Source organism: Flavobacterium sp. FlaQc-28, from assembly GCF_044007415.1.
Classification (GTDB): Bacteria; Bacteroidota; Bacteroidia; order Flavobacteriales; family Flavobacteriaceae; genus Flavobacterium.
The window spans coordinates 1-16,751 of the sequence record NZ_JBIPCM010000009.1 but is presented as its reverse complement, the minus strand read 5'-3'; the positions used below and the strand labels follow the sequence as shown (position 1 = coordinate 16,751).

General features: G+C 34.2%; 13 protein-coding genes. 9 read left to right on the top strand and 4 right to left on the bottom strand.

What is annotated here, in order from left to right; translation table 11 throughout:
- The first annotated feature begins 7 nt into the window (after positions 1–7).
- The 6 genes from ACHRVL_RS19370 (at position 8) to ACHRVL_RS19345 (ending at position 12,184) form a co-directional block, all read left to right on the top strand.
- Positions 8–1,507, top strand: a complete 1,500-nt coding sequence (locus tag ACHRVL_RS19370; RefSeq protein WP_395414993.1) for a RagB/SusD family nutrient uptake outer membrane protein — start codon at positions 8–10, stop codon at positions 1,505–1,507.
- A 277-nt stretch (positions 1,508–1,784) separates the two neighbouring features.
- Positions 1,785–3,788 carry an MGH1-like glycoside hydrolase domain-containing protein gene (locus ACHRVL_RS19365; protein WP_395414992.1) on the top strand — a complete coding sequence of 668 codons (2,004 nt, stop codon included), beginning with the start codon at positions 1,785–1,787 and terminating at the stop codon, positions 3,786–3,788.
- A gap of 38 nt (positions 3,789–3,826) precedes the next feature.
- Positions 3,827–5,959 (top strand): beta-galactosidase, encoded by a 2,133-nt coding sequence (locus ACHRVL_RS19360; protein ID WP_395414991.1) that lies wholly within the window; start codon positions 3,827–3,829, stop codon positions 5,957–5,959.
- 168 nt (positions 5,960–6,127) lie between these two features.
- Entirely contained in the window at positions 6,128–8,425 is a 2,298-nt protein-coding gene (locus ACHRVL_RS19355) for an aminotransferase class III-fold pyridoxal phosphate-dependent enzyme (protein ID WP_395414990.1), read from the top strand.
- A gap of 276 nt (positions 8,426–8,701) precedes the next feature.
- Positions 8,702–11,653: an FAD-binding and (Fe-S)-binding domain-containing protein gene (locus ACHRVL_RS19350; RefSeq protein WP_395414989.1), complete on the top strand. Its 2,952-nt coding sequence runs from the start codon at positions 8,702–8,704 to the stop codon at positions 11,651–11,653.
- Positions 11,654–11,761: 108 nt separating this feature from the next.
- Positions 11,762–12,184, top strand: coding sequence for an MgtC/SapB family protein (locus tag ACHRVL_RS19345; RefSeq protein ID WP_395414988.1), 423 nt, complete (start codon positions 11,762–11,764; stop codon positions 12,182–12,184).
- 35 nt (positions 12,185–12,219) lie between these two features.
- Here the strand turns inward: ACHRVL_RS19345 and rclC are convergent, their stop codons facing one another.
- Together rclC and ACHRVL_RS19335 are read right to left on the bottom strand one after the other, a co-directional pair.
- A complete protein-coding gene (gene rclC, locus ACHRVL_RS19340) occupies positions 12,220–12,783 on the bottom strand; it encodes a reactive chlorine resistance membrane protein RclC (protein ID WP_395414987.1) in 564 nt (187 codons plus the stop codon).
- 62 nt (positions 12,784–12,845) lie between these two features.
- Positions 12,846–13,697 (bottom strand): helix-turn-helix domain-containing protein, encoded by an 852-nt coding sequence (locus ACHRVL_RS19335; protein ID WP_395414986.1) that lies wholly within the window; start codon positions 13,695–13,697, stop codon positions 12,846–12,848.
- A gap of 193 nt (positions 13,698–13,890) precedes the next feature.
- Between ACHRVL_RS19335 and ACHRVL_RS19330 the strand changes: the two genes are divergently transcribed.
- Positions 13,891–14,184, top strand: coding sequence for a GNAT family N-acetyltransferase (locus ACHRVL_RS19330; protein WP_089058280.1), 294 nt, complete (start codon positions 13,891–13,893; stop codon positions 14,182–14,184).
- A gap of 56 nt (positions 14,185–14,240) precedes the next feature.
- Here the strand turns inward: ACHRVL_RS19330 and ACHRVL_RS19325 are convergent, their stop codons facing one another.
- Together ACHRVL_RS19325 and ACHRVL_RS19320 are read right to left on the bottom strand one after the other, a co-directional pair.
- Positions 14,241–14,546, bottom strand: coding sequence for a hypothetical protein (locus tag ACHRVL_RS19325; RefSeq protein ID WP_129024518.1), 306 nt, complete (start codon positions 14,544–14,546; stop codon positions 14,241–14,243).
- 256 nt (positions 14,547–14,802) lie between these two features.
- Positions 14,803–15,588: a Two component regulator three Y domain protein gene (locus tag ACHRVL_RS19320; protein WP_395414985.1), complete on the bottom strand. Its 786-nt coding sequence runs from the start codon at positions 15,586–15,588 to the stop codon at positions 14,803–14,805.
- A gap of 186 nt (positions 15,589–15,774) precedes the next feature.
- Here ACHRVL_RS19320 and ACHRVL_RS19315 point away from each other — a divergent pair, with 186 nt between their 5' ends.
- Together ACHRVL_RS19315 and ACHRVL_RS19310 are read left to right on the top strand one after the other, a co-directional pair.
- Entirely contained in the window at positions 15,775–16,263 is a 489-nt protein-coding gene (locus ACHRVL_RS19315; protein ID WP_395414984.1) for a DUF1761 domain-containing protein, read from the top strand.
- A 118-nt stretch (positions 16,264–16,381) separates the two neighbouring features.
- On the top strand, positions 16,382–16,666 hold the full coding sequence (locus ACHRVL_RS19310) for a hypothetical protein (RefSeq protein ID WP_395414983.1): 285 nt from the start codon (positions 16,382–16,384) through the stop codon (positions 16,664–16,666).
- Positions 16,667–16,751: the final 85 nt, after the last annotated feature.

The following is a 16,751-nucleotide window of genomic DNA, read 5'->3' as shown; positions in this document are numbered from 1 at the left end:
CAAAATCATGAACAAGATATTTTATTTATTATCCATCATAAGCTTATTCACTATTACAAGTTGTAGTGATTATCTAGACCAGCAATCTCCTGACCAGCTTACCTCGGGTAATTTCTGGAGAAATAAAGCCGATGCCGAATCTGCTTTGGCAGCAACGTATTCACAACTTGAAGCAGCCGTAGACGAATGGGCTTTTGCCGAAGTAAAATGGCCGGTTGAAGCGTATCGTGAAGACATTTGCGACTTAGGAAGCGATGCCTTAAACTACCAAAGCTGGGTTGAACTTTCGACATTTACTTATACAAATGGAAACCCGCAGTTTGCAACGTATTGGAGACTTAACTACAGAGGAATCAGTAATGCTAATCAAGTTATCGATAAATTGCCGCAGGTTCCTGCAGCTAACCTAAACGATGCTGACAGAGCACAAATTGAAGCCGAAGCTCGTTTTTTACGTGCTTATTACCATATGAAACTGCTCCTAAATTGGGAACAGATTTATGTTAGAAAAAAATACATTACTAAAGAAAGCGATCTAAGCATTCCGTTATCAACACGTGCTGAAGCATGGGATTTTATTACAAGCGAACTTAAAGCTGCGGCTGCAGTACTTCCTGCAAAACAATCTACAGATAAAACGGGACGCGCAACGAGCGGAGCTGCAAACAGCTATCTTGGATTTGCTTATTTAACCAGAGCTTATGAAGAAACTGCTCAAAAACAAGCTTTCTTAAACGAATCTCTTACTGCACTTAATAAAGTACAAGGATATGACTTAGTTAAAGATTACGTTTCTATGTTTGATGGTACCTCTAAAAATACCAGAGAATCAATATTCGAATTGCAGTTTACAGAAACAACAGCAAACGGTGCCTTTTATCGTAATGCACTACATTATTGGATGGCTGCAGCAGAACTAGGCGGATGGGATGAAATTTTGCCAAGTACTGTACTTATTAACGAATTTAAGAAAGAAGGAAAAACAGCAACTACAGGTAACTACGACACTCGTTTTTACAGTACTATTTTCTTTAAAGATCCTTATTTTAATGATCCAAACAATCCGTTAGTATTAGGAACTACTTATGATGATAAATTTGGTGATACAGACAAACCAGTATTCCGTAAATTTATTCCAAGTACACAGGAAAAAATGAATCAGGAATTTACAGCAATCAACGTTCCATTAATGAGATATTCTAACGTATTATTGATGCAGGCCGAAGTATTAAACGAATTAGGTCGTACACCAGAAGCAATTCCGTACATCAACAAAGTTCGTAATAGAGCAGATATGCCAGCAATGACAGGAACAACCGCAAACGAAGTAAAAGCGCAAATCGAACACGAAAGAATCCTTGAATTTCCTCTTGAAAACTATCGTTTTTACGACTTACGTCGTTGGGGGAAAACAAAAGCTGCTCTTGATGCTGCAGGACGTACTGGGTTTGATGCTGCAAAAAACAACTTCTACCCTATTCCAATAACAGAATTACAAGCAAATTAATCCATTAAATAATTACGATTTTTAAAAGAATAGCCCTATATTTCTTGGGCTATTCTTTTTATCTAATAGCAAATTGCTGGAGATACTATTTTACCACATAGAAGCATAGTTTACAAGATCTAAAAAGATGTTTCACTCAAAATAAATTGCATTAAACTATGTATCTATGTGTTAAATAAAATTTACAAACTATTCTCTACTGTATTATATTTATCTAAAACCATAGATTTATATAAATACTACACAAAATAAAAACATTCAATAAAGACGAAATAACATGGGCAAAAGGCATATACTTTTTATTCTATCCTTCTTTTTTATCTTACAATCCGGCTCGGCGCAAAAAGGATTTCCAATTTTAGAATCCGCAAAAAACAGCTTAAATTATAAGGGAAATCCAGCGAAAGCTGAAGATCGTAACTCATTGGCTTTCTCAGATAAAGGCGCATGGTTTGCATTCGGATTCTTGGACACATCCAATACGCAGGCAGGATTTTCAGGTCCATTTTTAATGACAGAACAAAACGGAGTTTGGCTGAGTCCATCATTTGTTTCTTTACAGCTTACTGACGAAAATAAAAATGAAGTCATTAACTGGAAAAACGCTTTAGTAAATCAAAACAGTTACAACAGTCACCTTGAACAACAATTTCAAAACGAAAAAGTAAGCGTAAAACAACAACTAGTTTATTTATCAGGCCATTCGGTACTTCAAAAAACAAGTATTACCAATAAAACAGGAAAAGCAATAACACTTTATCCGTCTTATAACGCCTCTCTTTTTTTAAATGATTTAAAGTTATCTGATGAAAATAAAATTTTAAAAATAGTTTCTTCAAAAAGTACAGCGATTGGATACATTCAGTTTTTAAACTCAAATCCAGCAATCGAAATTACAAAAGAAGGTTATAAAGCTCAAACTGAAAAACTGACTTTAAAGCCTAATGAAACCAAAGACATTGTTGTTTCTCAAACCTTTATTTTTCCACAGTATTCATGGCAAAAAGAAAAAGAATCGATAGCTAAAACAACATTTAACACACTATTAAACAACACGCAAAAAGAAAAAGAAAATCTATTGGCACAATTAATTGCCAAGAAAAAAGCAATTTATAAAGACAATATCTATTCTGATTTAATTGCAAAATTAGAATTGACATTACAAAATAATACCAGAATTGCAGCAGAAGGTTTAAAACATGGAGGCCTTTTTCCGAGTTATAATTATGAATGGTTTCATGGTTTTTGGGCATGGGACAGCTGGAAACACGCTGCAGCAGTAGCAAATTATGATACTGAATTAGCCAAAAATCAAATGCGTGCTTTATTCGATTATCAAGAACCAAACGGCTTTATTCCTGACTGTGTTTACAGAAATAATCTTATTGAAGAAAACAATTATCGTAACACAAAATCACCGCTTGCAGCATGGGCAATATGGCAGATTTATGAAAAAACAAAAGATGCTGATTTCTTAAAAGAGTTTTATCCAAAATTAAAACTATACCATAACTGGTGGTACAAAGAACGCGATCACGATCAAGATGGTTTATGCGAATTTGGTTCAACAGACGGAACTTTAATTGCTGCCAAATGGGAAAGCGGAATGGACAATGCGGTTCGTTTTGATGATAGTAAAATCTTGAAAAATGCAGAAAAAGCTTTTTCTTTAGATCAGGAAAGTGTCGATTTAAATTCATTCTTGTATGCCGAAAAAAACTATTTAAGTAAAATGGCACAAGTTTTAAAATTAACCAAAGAATCAAAAGACTGGCAAGACGAAAGCACAGCATTAAAAACTAAAATTCAAACACAATTTTGGGATGCGTCTACTGGCTGGTACTACGATACAACAATCGACGGAAAATCGTTAATAAAGATTATGGGATGCGAAGGATATTTGCCTATTTGGGCAGAAGTTGCAACTCCTGAACAGACTAAATTAATGAAAGAAAATATGCTTAATCCAGCTATTTTCAACACATTTGTTCCTCTGCCAACATTGGCAGCCAATCATCCGAAATTTAAACCCGAAGGCGGTTATTGGAGAGGACCAATCTGGCTTGATCAAAGTTATTTTGGCATCAATGGATTAGAAAAATACGGATACACAAACGAAGCAGATCAATTGGCGCATAAACTTATTCATAATGCTGATGGTGTTCTGGATAAAGGAACTTCTATTAGAGAAAATTATCAGCCTTTAACTGGAAAAGGACTTGAAGCTTTTAATTTCAGCTGGTCGGCGGCGCACTATTTAATGCTTCTTTTGAAAAACTAAAACTCAGAATTTATTATTGATTAAAGATTAAACATATCATGAACCAAAATATATCTCTTGCAAAATTTATTGCTGCAGTAACATTTATTGCAGGCAGTCATTCGACACCTATTTTTGCGCAAAATAAAAAAGCAGTTTCTTTAGAAAAAAAAGATCCGCAGCGTTTTTTCTCAAAACCAGATTTAATGCAGATTGGCGTTTATTATTATCCTGAGCAATGGCCTAGAGAACAATGGGAACGCGACTTAAAAAACATTAAAAAGTTAGGTTTTGAATTTACGCATTTTGCTGAATTTGCCTGGACTTACATGGAACCGCAAGAAGGTGTTTATGATTTTAAATGGCTGGACGATGCTTTGGCAATAGCCGAAAAAGAAGGCTTAAAAGTAATTCTTTGTACTCCAACCCCAACTCCGCCGGCATGGATGGGAGAAAAATATCCTGAGATATATTTAGTAGATGCAAACGGCCACCGTAGAGAACACGGAAACCGAGCAAATGTGTCTATAACTAATGAAAAATACAGAGAATTTACAGATCAAATTGTTGCTGAATTAGGAAAAAGATACGGCAAGAATAAAAACATCATGGGCTGGCAGATAGACAATGAACCTCTTGGTACAGCAGATTTCAGTCCATCGGCACGCAAAGCATTTCAAATTTGGCTTAAAGCCAAATACGGAACAATCGAAAAGTTAAACACAGAATGGGTTGGAAATTTCTGGAGTACACGCTACAATAATTTCGAACAAATTGTTTTACCAAATGCTGAAATGTATTTTGAAGATAAATTGAGTCCGCATGCCGTTTTAGATTTCAAAAGATTTACATCTGATGCTCAAGCTCAATACTTGAACAGACAAGCTGAAATACTTAGAAAATATGTTGATCCAAAACAATGGATTACAACAAACTTTACCAACGTAATTTATGACGCTGATCCAAGAAGTGCTGACAAAATGGACTTTATAACCTATACAATGTATCCTGTGAGCGGTCAAAATCCGTTAGGCGGCGATAGTTTTAGAATGGGTTCACCAAGCAAAATTTCAGAAGCAAATGATTATTACAGATCAATAACAGGCGTTACTGGTGTTATGGAATTACAGCCTGGACAGGTAAACTGGGCAAGTATTAATCCGCAGTTACTTCCTGGAACAGTACACATGTGGATTTCGCAGGCTTTTGGCGGCGGCTGTTCTTTTACTTGTACGTATAGATACAGACATCCGCTTGGAAGCAGCGAAATGTATCACGACGGAATTGTTGGTACAGATGGTGTAACCCTTACTCAAGGCGGAAAAGAATTTGTACAATCTATCGAAGACATGAAACTGCTTCGTAAAGAATACAACCCGAAAGCCATAATACCGCAAGAAATTGCGAAACGAAAAACTGGTTTTTTATGGAGTCATGACAATCTTTGGGATTTAGAAAACCAGAAACAAACCAAATTCTGGAATACTTGGAAACATAGAAACACTTATACTTCGGCCATTAAATCAACAGGTGCACCTATGGATTTTATTACAGAAGAGGCTAATTTTGATGATTATCCATTTATTGTTGCGCCGGCTTATCAGCTTGTTGATCAAAAACTCGTAGCAAAATGGCAAAAATATGTAGAGAACGGAGGAAATTTAATTCTAACTTGCCGTACAGGACAGAAAGACAGAAATGGTCATTTTTTTGAAGCAAATTGGAATGCTCCTATTGTTCCTTTAATTGGTGCTGATGTTGACTTTTTTGACATGTTAGTTTCTGATGTAAACGGAACAATTAAAGCTGGAAATAACAGCTATAAATGGAATACTTGGGCTGATGTTTTATCACCTAAACAAGGAACAGAAGTTTTAGCCACTTATGACGATCAATTTTACAAAGGCAAAGCAGCAGCTGTAACTCGAAAATTAGGCAAAGGAACTATTACTTATATTGGAGCAGAAAGCAATGATGGAAATTTAGAGAGACAAATTGTACGTGACACGTATTCTCGTGCCAAAGTTGCGATTGAAAATTTACCAAAAGGTGTTTTTATAGAATGGAGAGATGGTTTTTATGTAGGCGTAAATTATACCAATGAACCTATTAATCTGCCTATTCCTCAAGGAAGTAAAATACTGGTTGGACAAAACCCATTACAGCCTGCACAAGCTGTGATTTGGAAGTAAAATTTGAAATTAGGTTTGCCACGACCCGAGCGATAGCGAACAGGCGAAGCAATTACACAAATTTTCACGAATTTTTTTAAATAGCATACGCATAATAATTAGTGAAAATTTGTGCAATTTGTGGCGAAAAAACAATAAAACAGACAAAAATAATTTAATATAATACCAATGACTTTTTCAGAAGCAGCTATTCAAGACTTAGTAAAAGAACATTACGAATTAACCGTAATCGCAAAGGCATTAAATGGATATGATGAATTAAACTTTCTTTTATCAAATGACAAAAATGAAAAGTACATTCTAAAAGTATCAAATGAAAGTCATTCATTTCCTTTTTTAGAAGCTCAGGTTGAAATCATAAAACACTTAACAAAAAGCAGCATTTCGGATTGTTTTCAGCATTTTTGCATTAACAAACAAGGTAATGAATTAACCCAAATAGTACTTGATAATCAAACTTATTACATCCGAATTCTAAACTTTTTGGAAGGTACTTTTTGGGTTGATGAAAAGGCTAAAACAACTGAATTACATTCTAATTTAGGTTCTTTTTTAGGTAATATGGACAATGCTTTAAAGGATTTTTCGCATCCTGCAATGCATCGTAATTATACTTGGGACATTAGTCATGCGAGTGAAGCCGGAGACAACTTAAAACACATTCTAAATCACGAAAAAAGACGTATTGCAGGTTATTTTCTACTGCAGTTTGATACAGAAGTTCTGCCTCAAATACACCGCCTTAGACATGCTTATATTCACAACGATGCCAACGACTATAATGTATTAGTACAAGGTAATCGTATAAGTGGTTTAATTGATTTTGGCGACATGGTTTACACCGCTCTTATCAATAATTTAGCTATAGCGTGTACTTATGCTATGCTCGATGAAGAAGATCCGCTGGCAGTTGCAGCATCAATTGTTCAAGGATATCACAAAGCCTACGCACTTAAGGAACAAGAATTAGATTTATTATATTATTTAATCGCGGGAAGACTTTGTATCAGCGTTACACAATCTGCTTACAATGCTTCTTTAGACAGCAATAATGAACATCATTTTATTACTGAAAAACCAGCTTGGGATTTATTGTATAAGTTAATTCAAATTAATCCAATAAAAGCGCAAGATGCATTTAGAAAAGCTTGTGGTTTTGAAAGATTAATCAATGATAATGATTACAGCGATTTACTTGAAGTTCGTAAAAAGAAAATTGGTCGAAATCTAAGCATTGGCTATAAAGACAAATTAAAAATTGTTAAAGGCGCGTTGCAATATTTGTATGATGACAAAGGAAGAACCTTTGTAGATTGTGTAAACAATCCGTCGCATGTTGGGCATTGTCATCCAGTTGTGGTTAGAAAAATGCAAAAACAAATTGCCACTTTAAATACAAATACAAGGTACTTAAATGACGCCATAACAGAATATGCTGAAAAATTAACAGCAACATTACCCGAAAAACTAAGCGTTTGTTATTTTGTAAATTCTGGGAGTGAAGCAAATGATTTAGCGATTAGAATGAGCCGTCATTATACCAAGCAAAAAGATATTATTGTACTGGATCATGCTTATCACGGAACTTCAACTGTGGCAATGGAAATGAGTCCGTATAAATTTGACAGCAAAGGCGGTTCTGGCCAAATGCCATGGATTCACAAAGCAATTAATCCTGATTTATATCGAGGTCCATTTAAATATGGCGATGCAAAAGCAGGCGAAAAATATGCTGCTGATGTACAGCGAATTATCGAAGATTTAAAAAAAGAAGATAAAGCACCTGCCGTATTTATTTGTGAAACTTTATTGGGAGTCGGCGGACAAATTCCGTTACCCGAAAACTATTTAAAAACAGCTTACGAGTATGTCAGAGCCGCTGGAGGTGTTTGTATCGCCGATGAAGTTCAAGTAGGATTTGGAAGAATCGGAGATCATTTCTGGGGATTTGAATTACAAAATGTAGTTCCGGATATTGTTGTTTTAGGAAAACCGATTGGCAACGGACATCCGCTCGCAGCAGTAATTGTAACAGAGGAAATTGCGGATTCATTTAATAACGGCTTAGAGTATTTTAACACCTTTGGAGGAAATCCAGTTTCTATGACAACCGGATTAGCCGTTTTAGATGTTATTCAGGAAGAAGAAATGCAGCAACATGCACTCGAAGTAGGAAATCATTTGATGAACGGTCTTAAAACTTTGATGGCAAAATACCCAATAATAAGCGATGTTCGAGGACACGGATTATTCATTGGCGCCGAAATGGTAAAAGACAGAACAACAATGGAACCTGCCGTTCCTGAAATAGATATCGTAGTCGAAAAAATGAAAGCAAATGGCTTTTTACTCAGTACAGACGGTCCTTTGCATAATGTTTTAAAAATAAAACCGCCTATGACATTCAGCAAACAAAATGCCGATGAAATGGTGCGATTACTTGACATTGCATTAAGCGAATTGTAAAAAACATTTAACACATAATTCCCACGCTTAAACACAATATTGTCATTTCGACCGCAGGGAGAAATCACACACAGGATTCGACAAAGATTGACAATTTTGATTGTGGAGTTTCTTTTGTGATTTCTCCCTTCGATCGAAATGACAAAACCTTAAATTGAGTTTATAGATTGATTATGTGTTAAAACAATAGCAAACAACAATAAACAAAGACTATTCCTGACTTCTTATCTGAATAATTTTGGATAAGGTAATCTTCTATATAATTACTGTATTAAAATGAATAACAATAATACCCTTTCCAAGAATTCTATCAATCTTGAAAGTTTAGAAAAGCAACTAGAAGGTAAATTGTTTTACGATCATACCATGCGACTGCTTTATGCTACTGATGCAAGTGCTTATAAAGAAATGCCTTTGGCTGTTGCAGTTCCAAAAACAAAAGAAGATATTCAAAAAATCATTGCCTTTGCAAGAGAAAATAAAAGAAGTATAATACCACGTGCTGCCGGAACCTCACTTGCTGGTCAAGTGGTTGGAAATGGAATTATTGTTGATATTTCGCAGGAATTTACCAAAATCATTTCAGTAGATGCAGCCGAGAAATCGGCTTGGGTAGAACCTGGAGTTATTCGTGATGAATTAAATCTTCATTTAAAATCGTACAAACTTTTTTTTGGACCAGAAACTTCTACCAGTAATCGCTGCATGATTGGCGGTATGGTTGGCAATAATGCCTGTGGTGCACGATCTGTTGTTTATGGTTCTACTCGTGAACATTTACTTGAAATTAAAGGTTTTTTGGCAGATGGCTGCGAGGTTACTTTTGGTGCTTTGACTAATGCCGAATTTGAAGACAAATGCAACGGAATTAATGTCGTAAGTCCTCTAGAACAAGCCATTTATCTTCAAGCCAAAGATATTTTATCATCTGAAGCTAACAGAACTTTATTCGAAAATAATTTTCCTAAAAAAACAATTCCGAGAAGAAATACCGGTTATGCTTTAGATTTGTTGGCAGATTCAATGCCTTTTGGAAACTCAAACCAAAAGTTCAATTTTTGTAAATTAATTGCAGGATCTGAAGGGACTTTGTTCTTTTCTACAGCCATAAAATTAAATCTAGTTGAGGCGCTAAAACCCCACGCTGCTTTAGTCTGCATACATTTTGAAAGCATTAATGAATCATTAAAAGCCAATATTGAAGCTTTAAAATTCAATCCAGACAGTGTTGAATTAATCGATCATTATATTCTAGAATGTACAAAAGAAAACATTGAGCAAAGCAAAAACCGCTTTTTTGTAAAAGGTGATCCACAAGCAATTTTAGCAGTCGAATTTTTACGTGATACCCAAGAAGAGATTGACGCGATTGCTATAGAAATGGAGACTTTGATGCGTTCTAAAAATCTTGGCTATCATTTTCCAATAGTTTACGGAGAAGACACTAATAAAGTCTGGGCATTAAGAAAAGCTGGATTAGGTTTATTATCAAATATTCCGGGCGATGCCAAAGCTGTTGCTGTAATTGAGGATACAGCCGTCGATGTAAACGATTTACCCGATTTTATTGAAGATTTCAATGCTATTTTAAAAGAAAGAAATTTAAACTGTGTGCATTATGCTCACGCCGCAACTGGCGAATTGCACCTGCGCCCTATTATCGATTTAAAAACAAAAGAAGGCACAGCAATTTTTAGAACTATCGCAACAGACATTGCACATTTAGTTAAAAAATATAAAGGTTCTTTAAGCGGCGAACACGGCGACGGAAGACTTCGAGGAGAATTTATTCCGCTTATGCTGGGCGAAGAAATATATCAAATGTTTGTTCAAATAAAAGAAGTTTGGGATCCTTGGGGTGTTTTTAATCCTGGTAAAATTGTAAATACACCACCTATGGATACCAGTTTAAGATATACCGCAGGTCAAGACACACCAATGCCCGAAACTTATTTTGATTTCTCTGAGCATAACGGAATTTTGCGTGCTGCCGAAATGTGCAATGGTTCTGGAGACTGCAGAAAAACCGAAAAAAGCGGCGGTACAATGTGCCCAAGTTATATGGCAACCCGTGATGAAAAACACACTACACGCGCAAGGGCGAACATTTTAAGAGAAACTATAACCAATTCGAAAAAAGAAAACAAGTTTGATGATAAAGGTCTTCTTGATGTTCTTGATTTATGTTTAAGTTGCAAAGGCTGTAAATCTGAATGCCCATCGAATGTTGATATGGCAAAATTAAAAGCCGAAACTTTACAACACTATCACGACAAAAACGGCATTAAATTCCGTTCGAAATTGATTGGAAATACGCCCAAAATAAATCAACTATTTGCAGCAATACCTTGGGTTTATAATTTATCTACGAAAGGTGTTTTAGGAAATATTATAAAAAAAACATCAGGTTTTGCAGTCGAGAGAAAATTGCCGTTAATGCATAAAATCACATTCGAAAAATGGATGAAAAATTACACTCAAAAAGGAGATTTTGCAAATGGTAAAGTGTATTTGTACAATGATGAATTTTTGAATTATTATGATGTTGAAATTGGTCAAACAGCAGTGAAACTTTTAAATCGTTTAGGCTACCAGGTTGAAATTCCGAAAATCGGTATCAGTGGGAGAACTTATCTTTCTAAAGGAATACTGAAAGAAGCTCGCGAAATAGCCGAAAAAAATACTCTTGATTTTGAAAAAGCTATCCCTCAAGACGGTGTTTTAATTGGAATAGAGCCTTCGGGCATTTTAACTTTTCGAGATGAATATCCCGATTTATGCCGCGGCGATTTAAAAGAAAAGGCAAAATTAACTGCTTCAAAAACCTTTTTAATTGAAGAATTTTTAGCCAAAGAATTAGATGAGGGTCGTATTTCATCCGCTAGTTTTACTGAAAAAACAGAACGTGTGCGTATGCATGGGCATTGTTTTCAAAAAGCTTTGTCATCATTAGTTCCGCTAAAGAAAATTTTAATGCTGCCAAAAAACTATACCGTTTTAAACATTCCAAGCGGATGCTGCGGTATGGCGGGTTCTTTTGGTTATGAAAAAGAGCATTACGATATCTCTATGAAAATAGGAGAACTGGTTTTGTTTCCAACAATCCGTTCAGAAGAACAGGCTACATTAATCTCTGCGTCAGGAACAAGCTGCAGACATCAAATTGCTGATGGTACAGGCCGCAAAGCGCAGCATCCGGTAGAAATATTGTTTGAGGCATTAAAATAGATTCTTTTTAAACTCGTTGACCATATTTATTTTTTAAATATCTTTATGTTAAGATTACAGCTTTCACAAGAAAATGACTCTTTTTTAATGATCTAAAAAGTAATAATTTTGAGCACTACAGAATTTTTAACAAGACTTGCCGCCGCGACTTTAGCGGGATTAATTATAGGTTTTGAAAGACAATGGCATCATAAAGAAACGGGGTTAAAAACAAATACGCTGGTAGCTATAGGAGCCGCAACTTTTGTATTATTATCTATAAACGTTTCAGGAACAGCATCAAATATTGACGTTACGCGTATTACAGCACAGGTTGTTATGGGCGTTGGCTTTCTAGGTGCAGGAGTCATTTTTAGAGAAGGTGACAATGTACATGGTTTAAACTCCGCCGCAACGATATGGTGCAGCGCTGCTATTGGCTGTATTGCTGCTTCTGGTTATTTTGCCGAAGCTTTAATTTGTACTCTTACCGTTATTATTATAAATACTGCTATCGAACCAATCGAAAGATGGTTAAAAAACAGAAAGTAACACTATTTAACTCCCTTGTTCCTGTTCCTTTTTTTTTACTCGTTCAAAAGCTTTTTAGCAGAATCAGAAGCGACAATCAAACCGGCGGCCATCATAATAATATCTTTTACAACTAATCGACCAGCCCCTGATAAATAAGGAAAACCAAATTGCGGAGTTGGCAGATCGCCTCCCAAATTAGGAACCCAAGTTTCTGGAGTAGTAATCAAAAAAGTAAGAGTTACCAGCGCCATACCAGCAGTAAGTAATCCGCCAATAAGTCCCAAACGATTATTAAAAATACCCAAAAAAGTCAACGTACCAATAATGACAATAACGGTTCCTAAAGCATACGAAAAACTATACGTTCCGTTTTGATGATTCCATTCAATATTCTTTTGAACCATCTCTCCTTCTTTATTTTTATGTTCTTTATATTCTTGCGGATTATTATAAAAGAAACTCATCAAAGGACTGTTGGCTACAAAAGGAACGATTCCATCAGCCTCATATTGAAAAGCTTTAAGTCCGCCAATCCACACCATAACGATAAGAATAGCGATTCGCATAAAATTGATAAACTGCCCTTGTAATTTTGATAAAATGATTAAGATTTTCATAGTCTAAGTATTTAGACACAAAATTAAAAAGAGTCAGTTTAGACCACAATGGACAAATATGGCTATTGTCTGGACAAATCTGCTGCGATAGATATTCCAACATTTTCTCGAAAAGCTGTTGGCGTAATTCCAGTATGTTTTTTAAAATAACGACTAAAATAATTCTCATCATCAAAATTCAATTCAGTTGCAATTTCTTTCATACTCTTATAAGTCAGATGAATTAACTTTTTAGATTCAAGTATTACTCTTTCATGAATTAATGTCGAAGGTGTTTTTAAGAAATACTGCTTGCAGATCTTCGAAAAATTATTGGGCGAAATTCCCATTTTTGCAGCATAAAAAGAGGGCTGCCTTTCTTTATGAAAATTATTTTCCAACAGTTCCTTAAAATTCATCAACGGATGATGTGCATTCTTTTCTGCTTCGATGCTGTTATCTTTAGATTTAATTTTACTGCATAATGCCAAAATCAATTGTAAATAAGCTTTTACAACTGCTGCAGCATACGTATTCGAATCTTGAAGCTCGATTATCATTTTTCTCAAGATGAAATCAATTTCGGCAAAGTCTTCTTCTTTAAGATTAATAAAAGTCTGTTGATAAATATTATTAAACAAAAGTCCATTGCAGGCGACTTCTTTTTTATGGTATTCAATGCAGTAAAAATCGCCATGAAACTGCAGTTTTCTAACTTTAATTGGAGATTCTACATTAAAATAAACCATTTGGTATGGAGTTGAAAACAGCACAATTTTGCCATTAAAAGAATACTCGACTAAATCTACGCTTACTTTCCCGCTGCCTTCAAATAGAAATATAGTGTAAAGCGGCGAACTGCCTATACAATTAATATCATCTGTAGTACATTTGTGAACTGAACAGCCTTTTTGATTATTTTCTTTATCTTTCATTGATGATTTATACTGCAAATTCTATTTGCTGTTTTAAGCAGTACTCAAAGTTAAAGTATTATTTTGGGGAACTGCCTTTTAAAGAATAGAAAAAAATAGGTCGATCAATGCGTTTTTTTTTAAATTTCTTGTCATAGATTAAGTCTACTAGGTTTTATACTTACTAATTTTACAATACTAAAAAAAAGCAATTATGGAATATACAGTTATAAACAACGAAAAAGACAAACGTTTTGAGATTCACGTAGATGGACATATGGCGTTTGAACAATACAAATTATTCGATGGCGGTATTGCCTATATTCATACTGAGGTTCCACCAGAATTATCTGGACGAGGATTAGCGGCTTACATCGCAAAATATGTTTTGGATTACGCAGAAGAAAATCATCTTAAAGTAAAACCGTATTGTCCTTACATAAAAGCTTACATCGACAAACATCCAGAATATCAAGCTAATTCATTATTTCATAATAAAGAATTATAAAACAAAAAGACTACTCGGTTTGAGTAGTCTTTTTTTATACAACAGCTAAATGACTTTTAAGCCATAAATAGTGCATGTTTATTATAATTGTACAAAACCTTATCATAAGGTACATAAAGTGACGTTATCTTCTCTGATGCTTCATTAAACTTGATTCCATTATGTTTTCTAAACAAGTAAATTTCTTTCAAGCAATTCGAGAGACTTTGATGAATTGAAGTGGTAAAAGTAGGCAGTTTATTATCTCCTACTAATAAATCAATTTGATAATTAGAACTGCTTTTTGACAAGTTATTACCAATAATTCTTATTGTAAAAGTAGTCGCTTTTCCGTGTTGTTCACCTTGATATTGTAATACCATAATTTTATAATTAAAAAGGTTATATGTTTTCTCTTTACTCTTATTTAAAGTTATGAAAAAAAATGACTGTTTTAAAAATTAACATCAAATTTATTTGACAAAATTAAAACAATAAAAATAACTGCAATGCCTTTTAACAATTCATAAACTCAAAAAATTAAATAAAAAAAACCGTAAAGAATTACGGTTTTTCGGCAATTAACTAAATATATTTAATCAACTTTTTTCAACGAGTAAAATTCATTCATAAGCACGATTAATTTGCGATAATATTTTCAGGTATTTTTTCTTCGATTAAATCTAATAAAAATGGATTTCCATCTTCATCAAACATTGTCATATTCAACGAATCCAACAAGGTTAATTTTTTTGAAACAGCTCCTTTAAATTTATTGTACGAAAGATTCATCTCTGACAAATTCTTTAATTTCTCCAGTTCTTCAGGAATTTCACCTTCAAAACTGTTATCAAATAAACTTAGGTTTTGCAAAGCATTTAAATTCAATATCTCTTTACTCAAATTTCCAGAGAATTTATTACTGTTTAAAAGCAATACTTTTAAGGTTGTAATCGTATATATTGAACCAGGCAGTTGTCCTTCAATTTCATTGTCAAATAACGAAAGTACTTCAAGCTTTTTTAAACTCCCAAAACTTAAAGGCAATTCACCAGATATTTTATTCGATGAAATATCAAGAACTTCAAGTTCTTTAAAACTATTTACTTCATTTGGTAATGTTCCTTCTAATTTATTTTTATGCAGATCGATCCTTTCTAAATTGACTAAATCAAAAAATTCAAGTGGTAATTCTCCTTGCAGATTATTGTCTGGTAAATTGAGTGCCGCTACTTTTCCATCTTCTATTTCAACACCATACCAAGTCGAGACGGAAAGCGATAAATCCCACTTTATTTTCCAATGCGAGCCATTTGTAGCATGATAAAATTTTAGTAACGCTTCTTTCTCTTTATCTGAAACAGTATCTGCAAAACTATTTAGAGAAAAAACAAGCATTAAAAAAAGTGTGGTTAAGCTTTTCATAACTAATTTGGGGAATTAGGTTTTTCTATTTTCAAAATTAAGAAATTACTAGACATAAAGCATATATTGTCGATAAAGTGTTGATAAATAAAGAATACGTATTACTTTTACTACTTATTTAACATTTAACAACGTAATCATTTTTTAACTAATTTTGAATCAACTAATTATAAAAAACCTCATAATATGGAAATTCACTTCTCTGCGCTTTTACTAGCCGCAATTGTTACATTGGTAGTTGGTTTTATTTGGTACCATCCTAAAGTATTTGGTACAATTTGGATGAAAGAAAATAATTTTACCGAAGATGATCTTAAAACTGGAAATATGCTCAAGATATTTGGGTTTACTTATATTTTCTCTTTAATGATTACAGTAATATTAATGGGATTAACCATTCATCAATCTGGAGCTGTAGGAATGGTTGGCGGCCCGCCTTTAATTGAGACTGCGAAACCATCATTTAAAGCTTTTATGGATGATTACGGTACAGCATATCGCACCTTTAAGCATGGTGCGCTTCACGGGTTTATGGCTGGCTTATTTTTTGCGCTTCCAATTGTTGGAATTAATGGCTTATTTGAAAGAAAGTCTTGGAAATATATTTTTATTCATGCAGGTTATTGGATGGTTACACTTGCTTTAATGGGCGGTATTATCTGCGGATTTGCATAATTAATATACAACTGACCCGTTTGGAAAATTAAATTCAAACGGGTTTTTCTTAATAATAACTTAAACGAATTGAGTTTTTATAAAAATTATCTAATTTTGAACAAATTAGCACTCTCTTTTGAATACAACTTATTCTTTTCAAATTTACAACAGCACATCATTACTGCCTTTAGAATGGAATTCGCTGGCTGATAATAACATCTTTTTGACACGGGAATATCTCGAAATACTCGAAAATTCTTCTCCCGTAAATATGATCTGCCATTTTATTGGAATTTTTGATAAAGAAGATCTTCTGGGAATTGTATTGACTCAGTTTTTATTTGCTGAAAAGCTGGAATCTTTTGGCGAACGCGATCAATTGGGTATTCCGGAGCAAACTGAACAGTTCATTCCGGAGTAAAGTGAACAGTCCATTCCGGGCAAAGTGAACAGTCATTCCGGAGCAAAGTGAACAGTTTATTCTGGGCAAAGTGAACAGTTATTTT

Bases quoted from the DNA above. Each gene is read 5' to 3' on its own strand.
- ACHRVL_RS19370 (WP_395414993.1), top strand. From the start codon at position 8: ATGAACAAGATATTTTATTTATTATCCATCATAAGCTTATTCACTATT.
- ACHRVL_RS19365 (WP_395414992.1), top strand. From the start codon at position 1,785: ATGGGCAAAAGGCATATACTTTTTATTCTATCCTTCTTTTTTATCTTA.
- ACHRVL_RS19360 (WP_395414991.1), top strand. From the start codon at position 3,827: ATGAACCAAAATATATCTCTTGCAAAATTTATTGCTGCAGTAACATTT.
- ACHRVL_RS19355 (WP_395414990.1), top strand. From the start codon at position 6,128: ATGACTTTTTCAGAAGCAGCTATTCAAGACTTAGTAAAAGAACATTAC.
- ACHRVL_RS19350 (WP_395414989.1), top strand. From the start codon at position 8,702: ATGAATAACAATAATACCCTTTCCAAGAATTCTATCAATCTTGAAAGT.
- rclC (WP_395414987.1), bottom strand. From the start codon at position 12,783: ATGAAAATCTTAATCATTTTATCAAAATTACAAGGGCAGTTTATCAAT.
- ACHRVL_RS19335 (WP_395414986.1), bottom strand. From the start codon at position 13,697: ATGAAAGATAAAGAAAATAATCAAAAAGGCTGTTCAGTTCACAAATGT.
- ACHRVL_RS19330 (WP_089058280.1), top strand. From the start codon at position 13,891: ATGGAATATACAGTTATAAACAACGAAAAAGACAAACGTTTTGAGATT.
- ACHRVL_RS19325 (WP_129024518.1), bottom strand. From the start codon at position 14,546: ATGGTATTACAATATCAAGGTGAACAACACGGAAAAGCGACTACTTTT.
- ACHRVL_RS19320 (WP_395414985.1), bottom strand. From the start codon at position 15,588: ATGAAAAGCTTAACCACACTTTTTTTAATGCTTGTTTTTTCTCTAAAT.
- ACHRVL_RS19315 (WP_395414984.1), top strand. From the start codon at position 15,775: ATGGAAATTCACTTCTCTGCGCTTTTACTAGCCGCAATTGTTACATTG.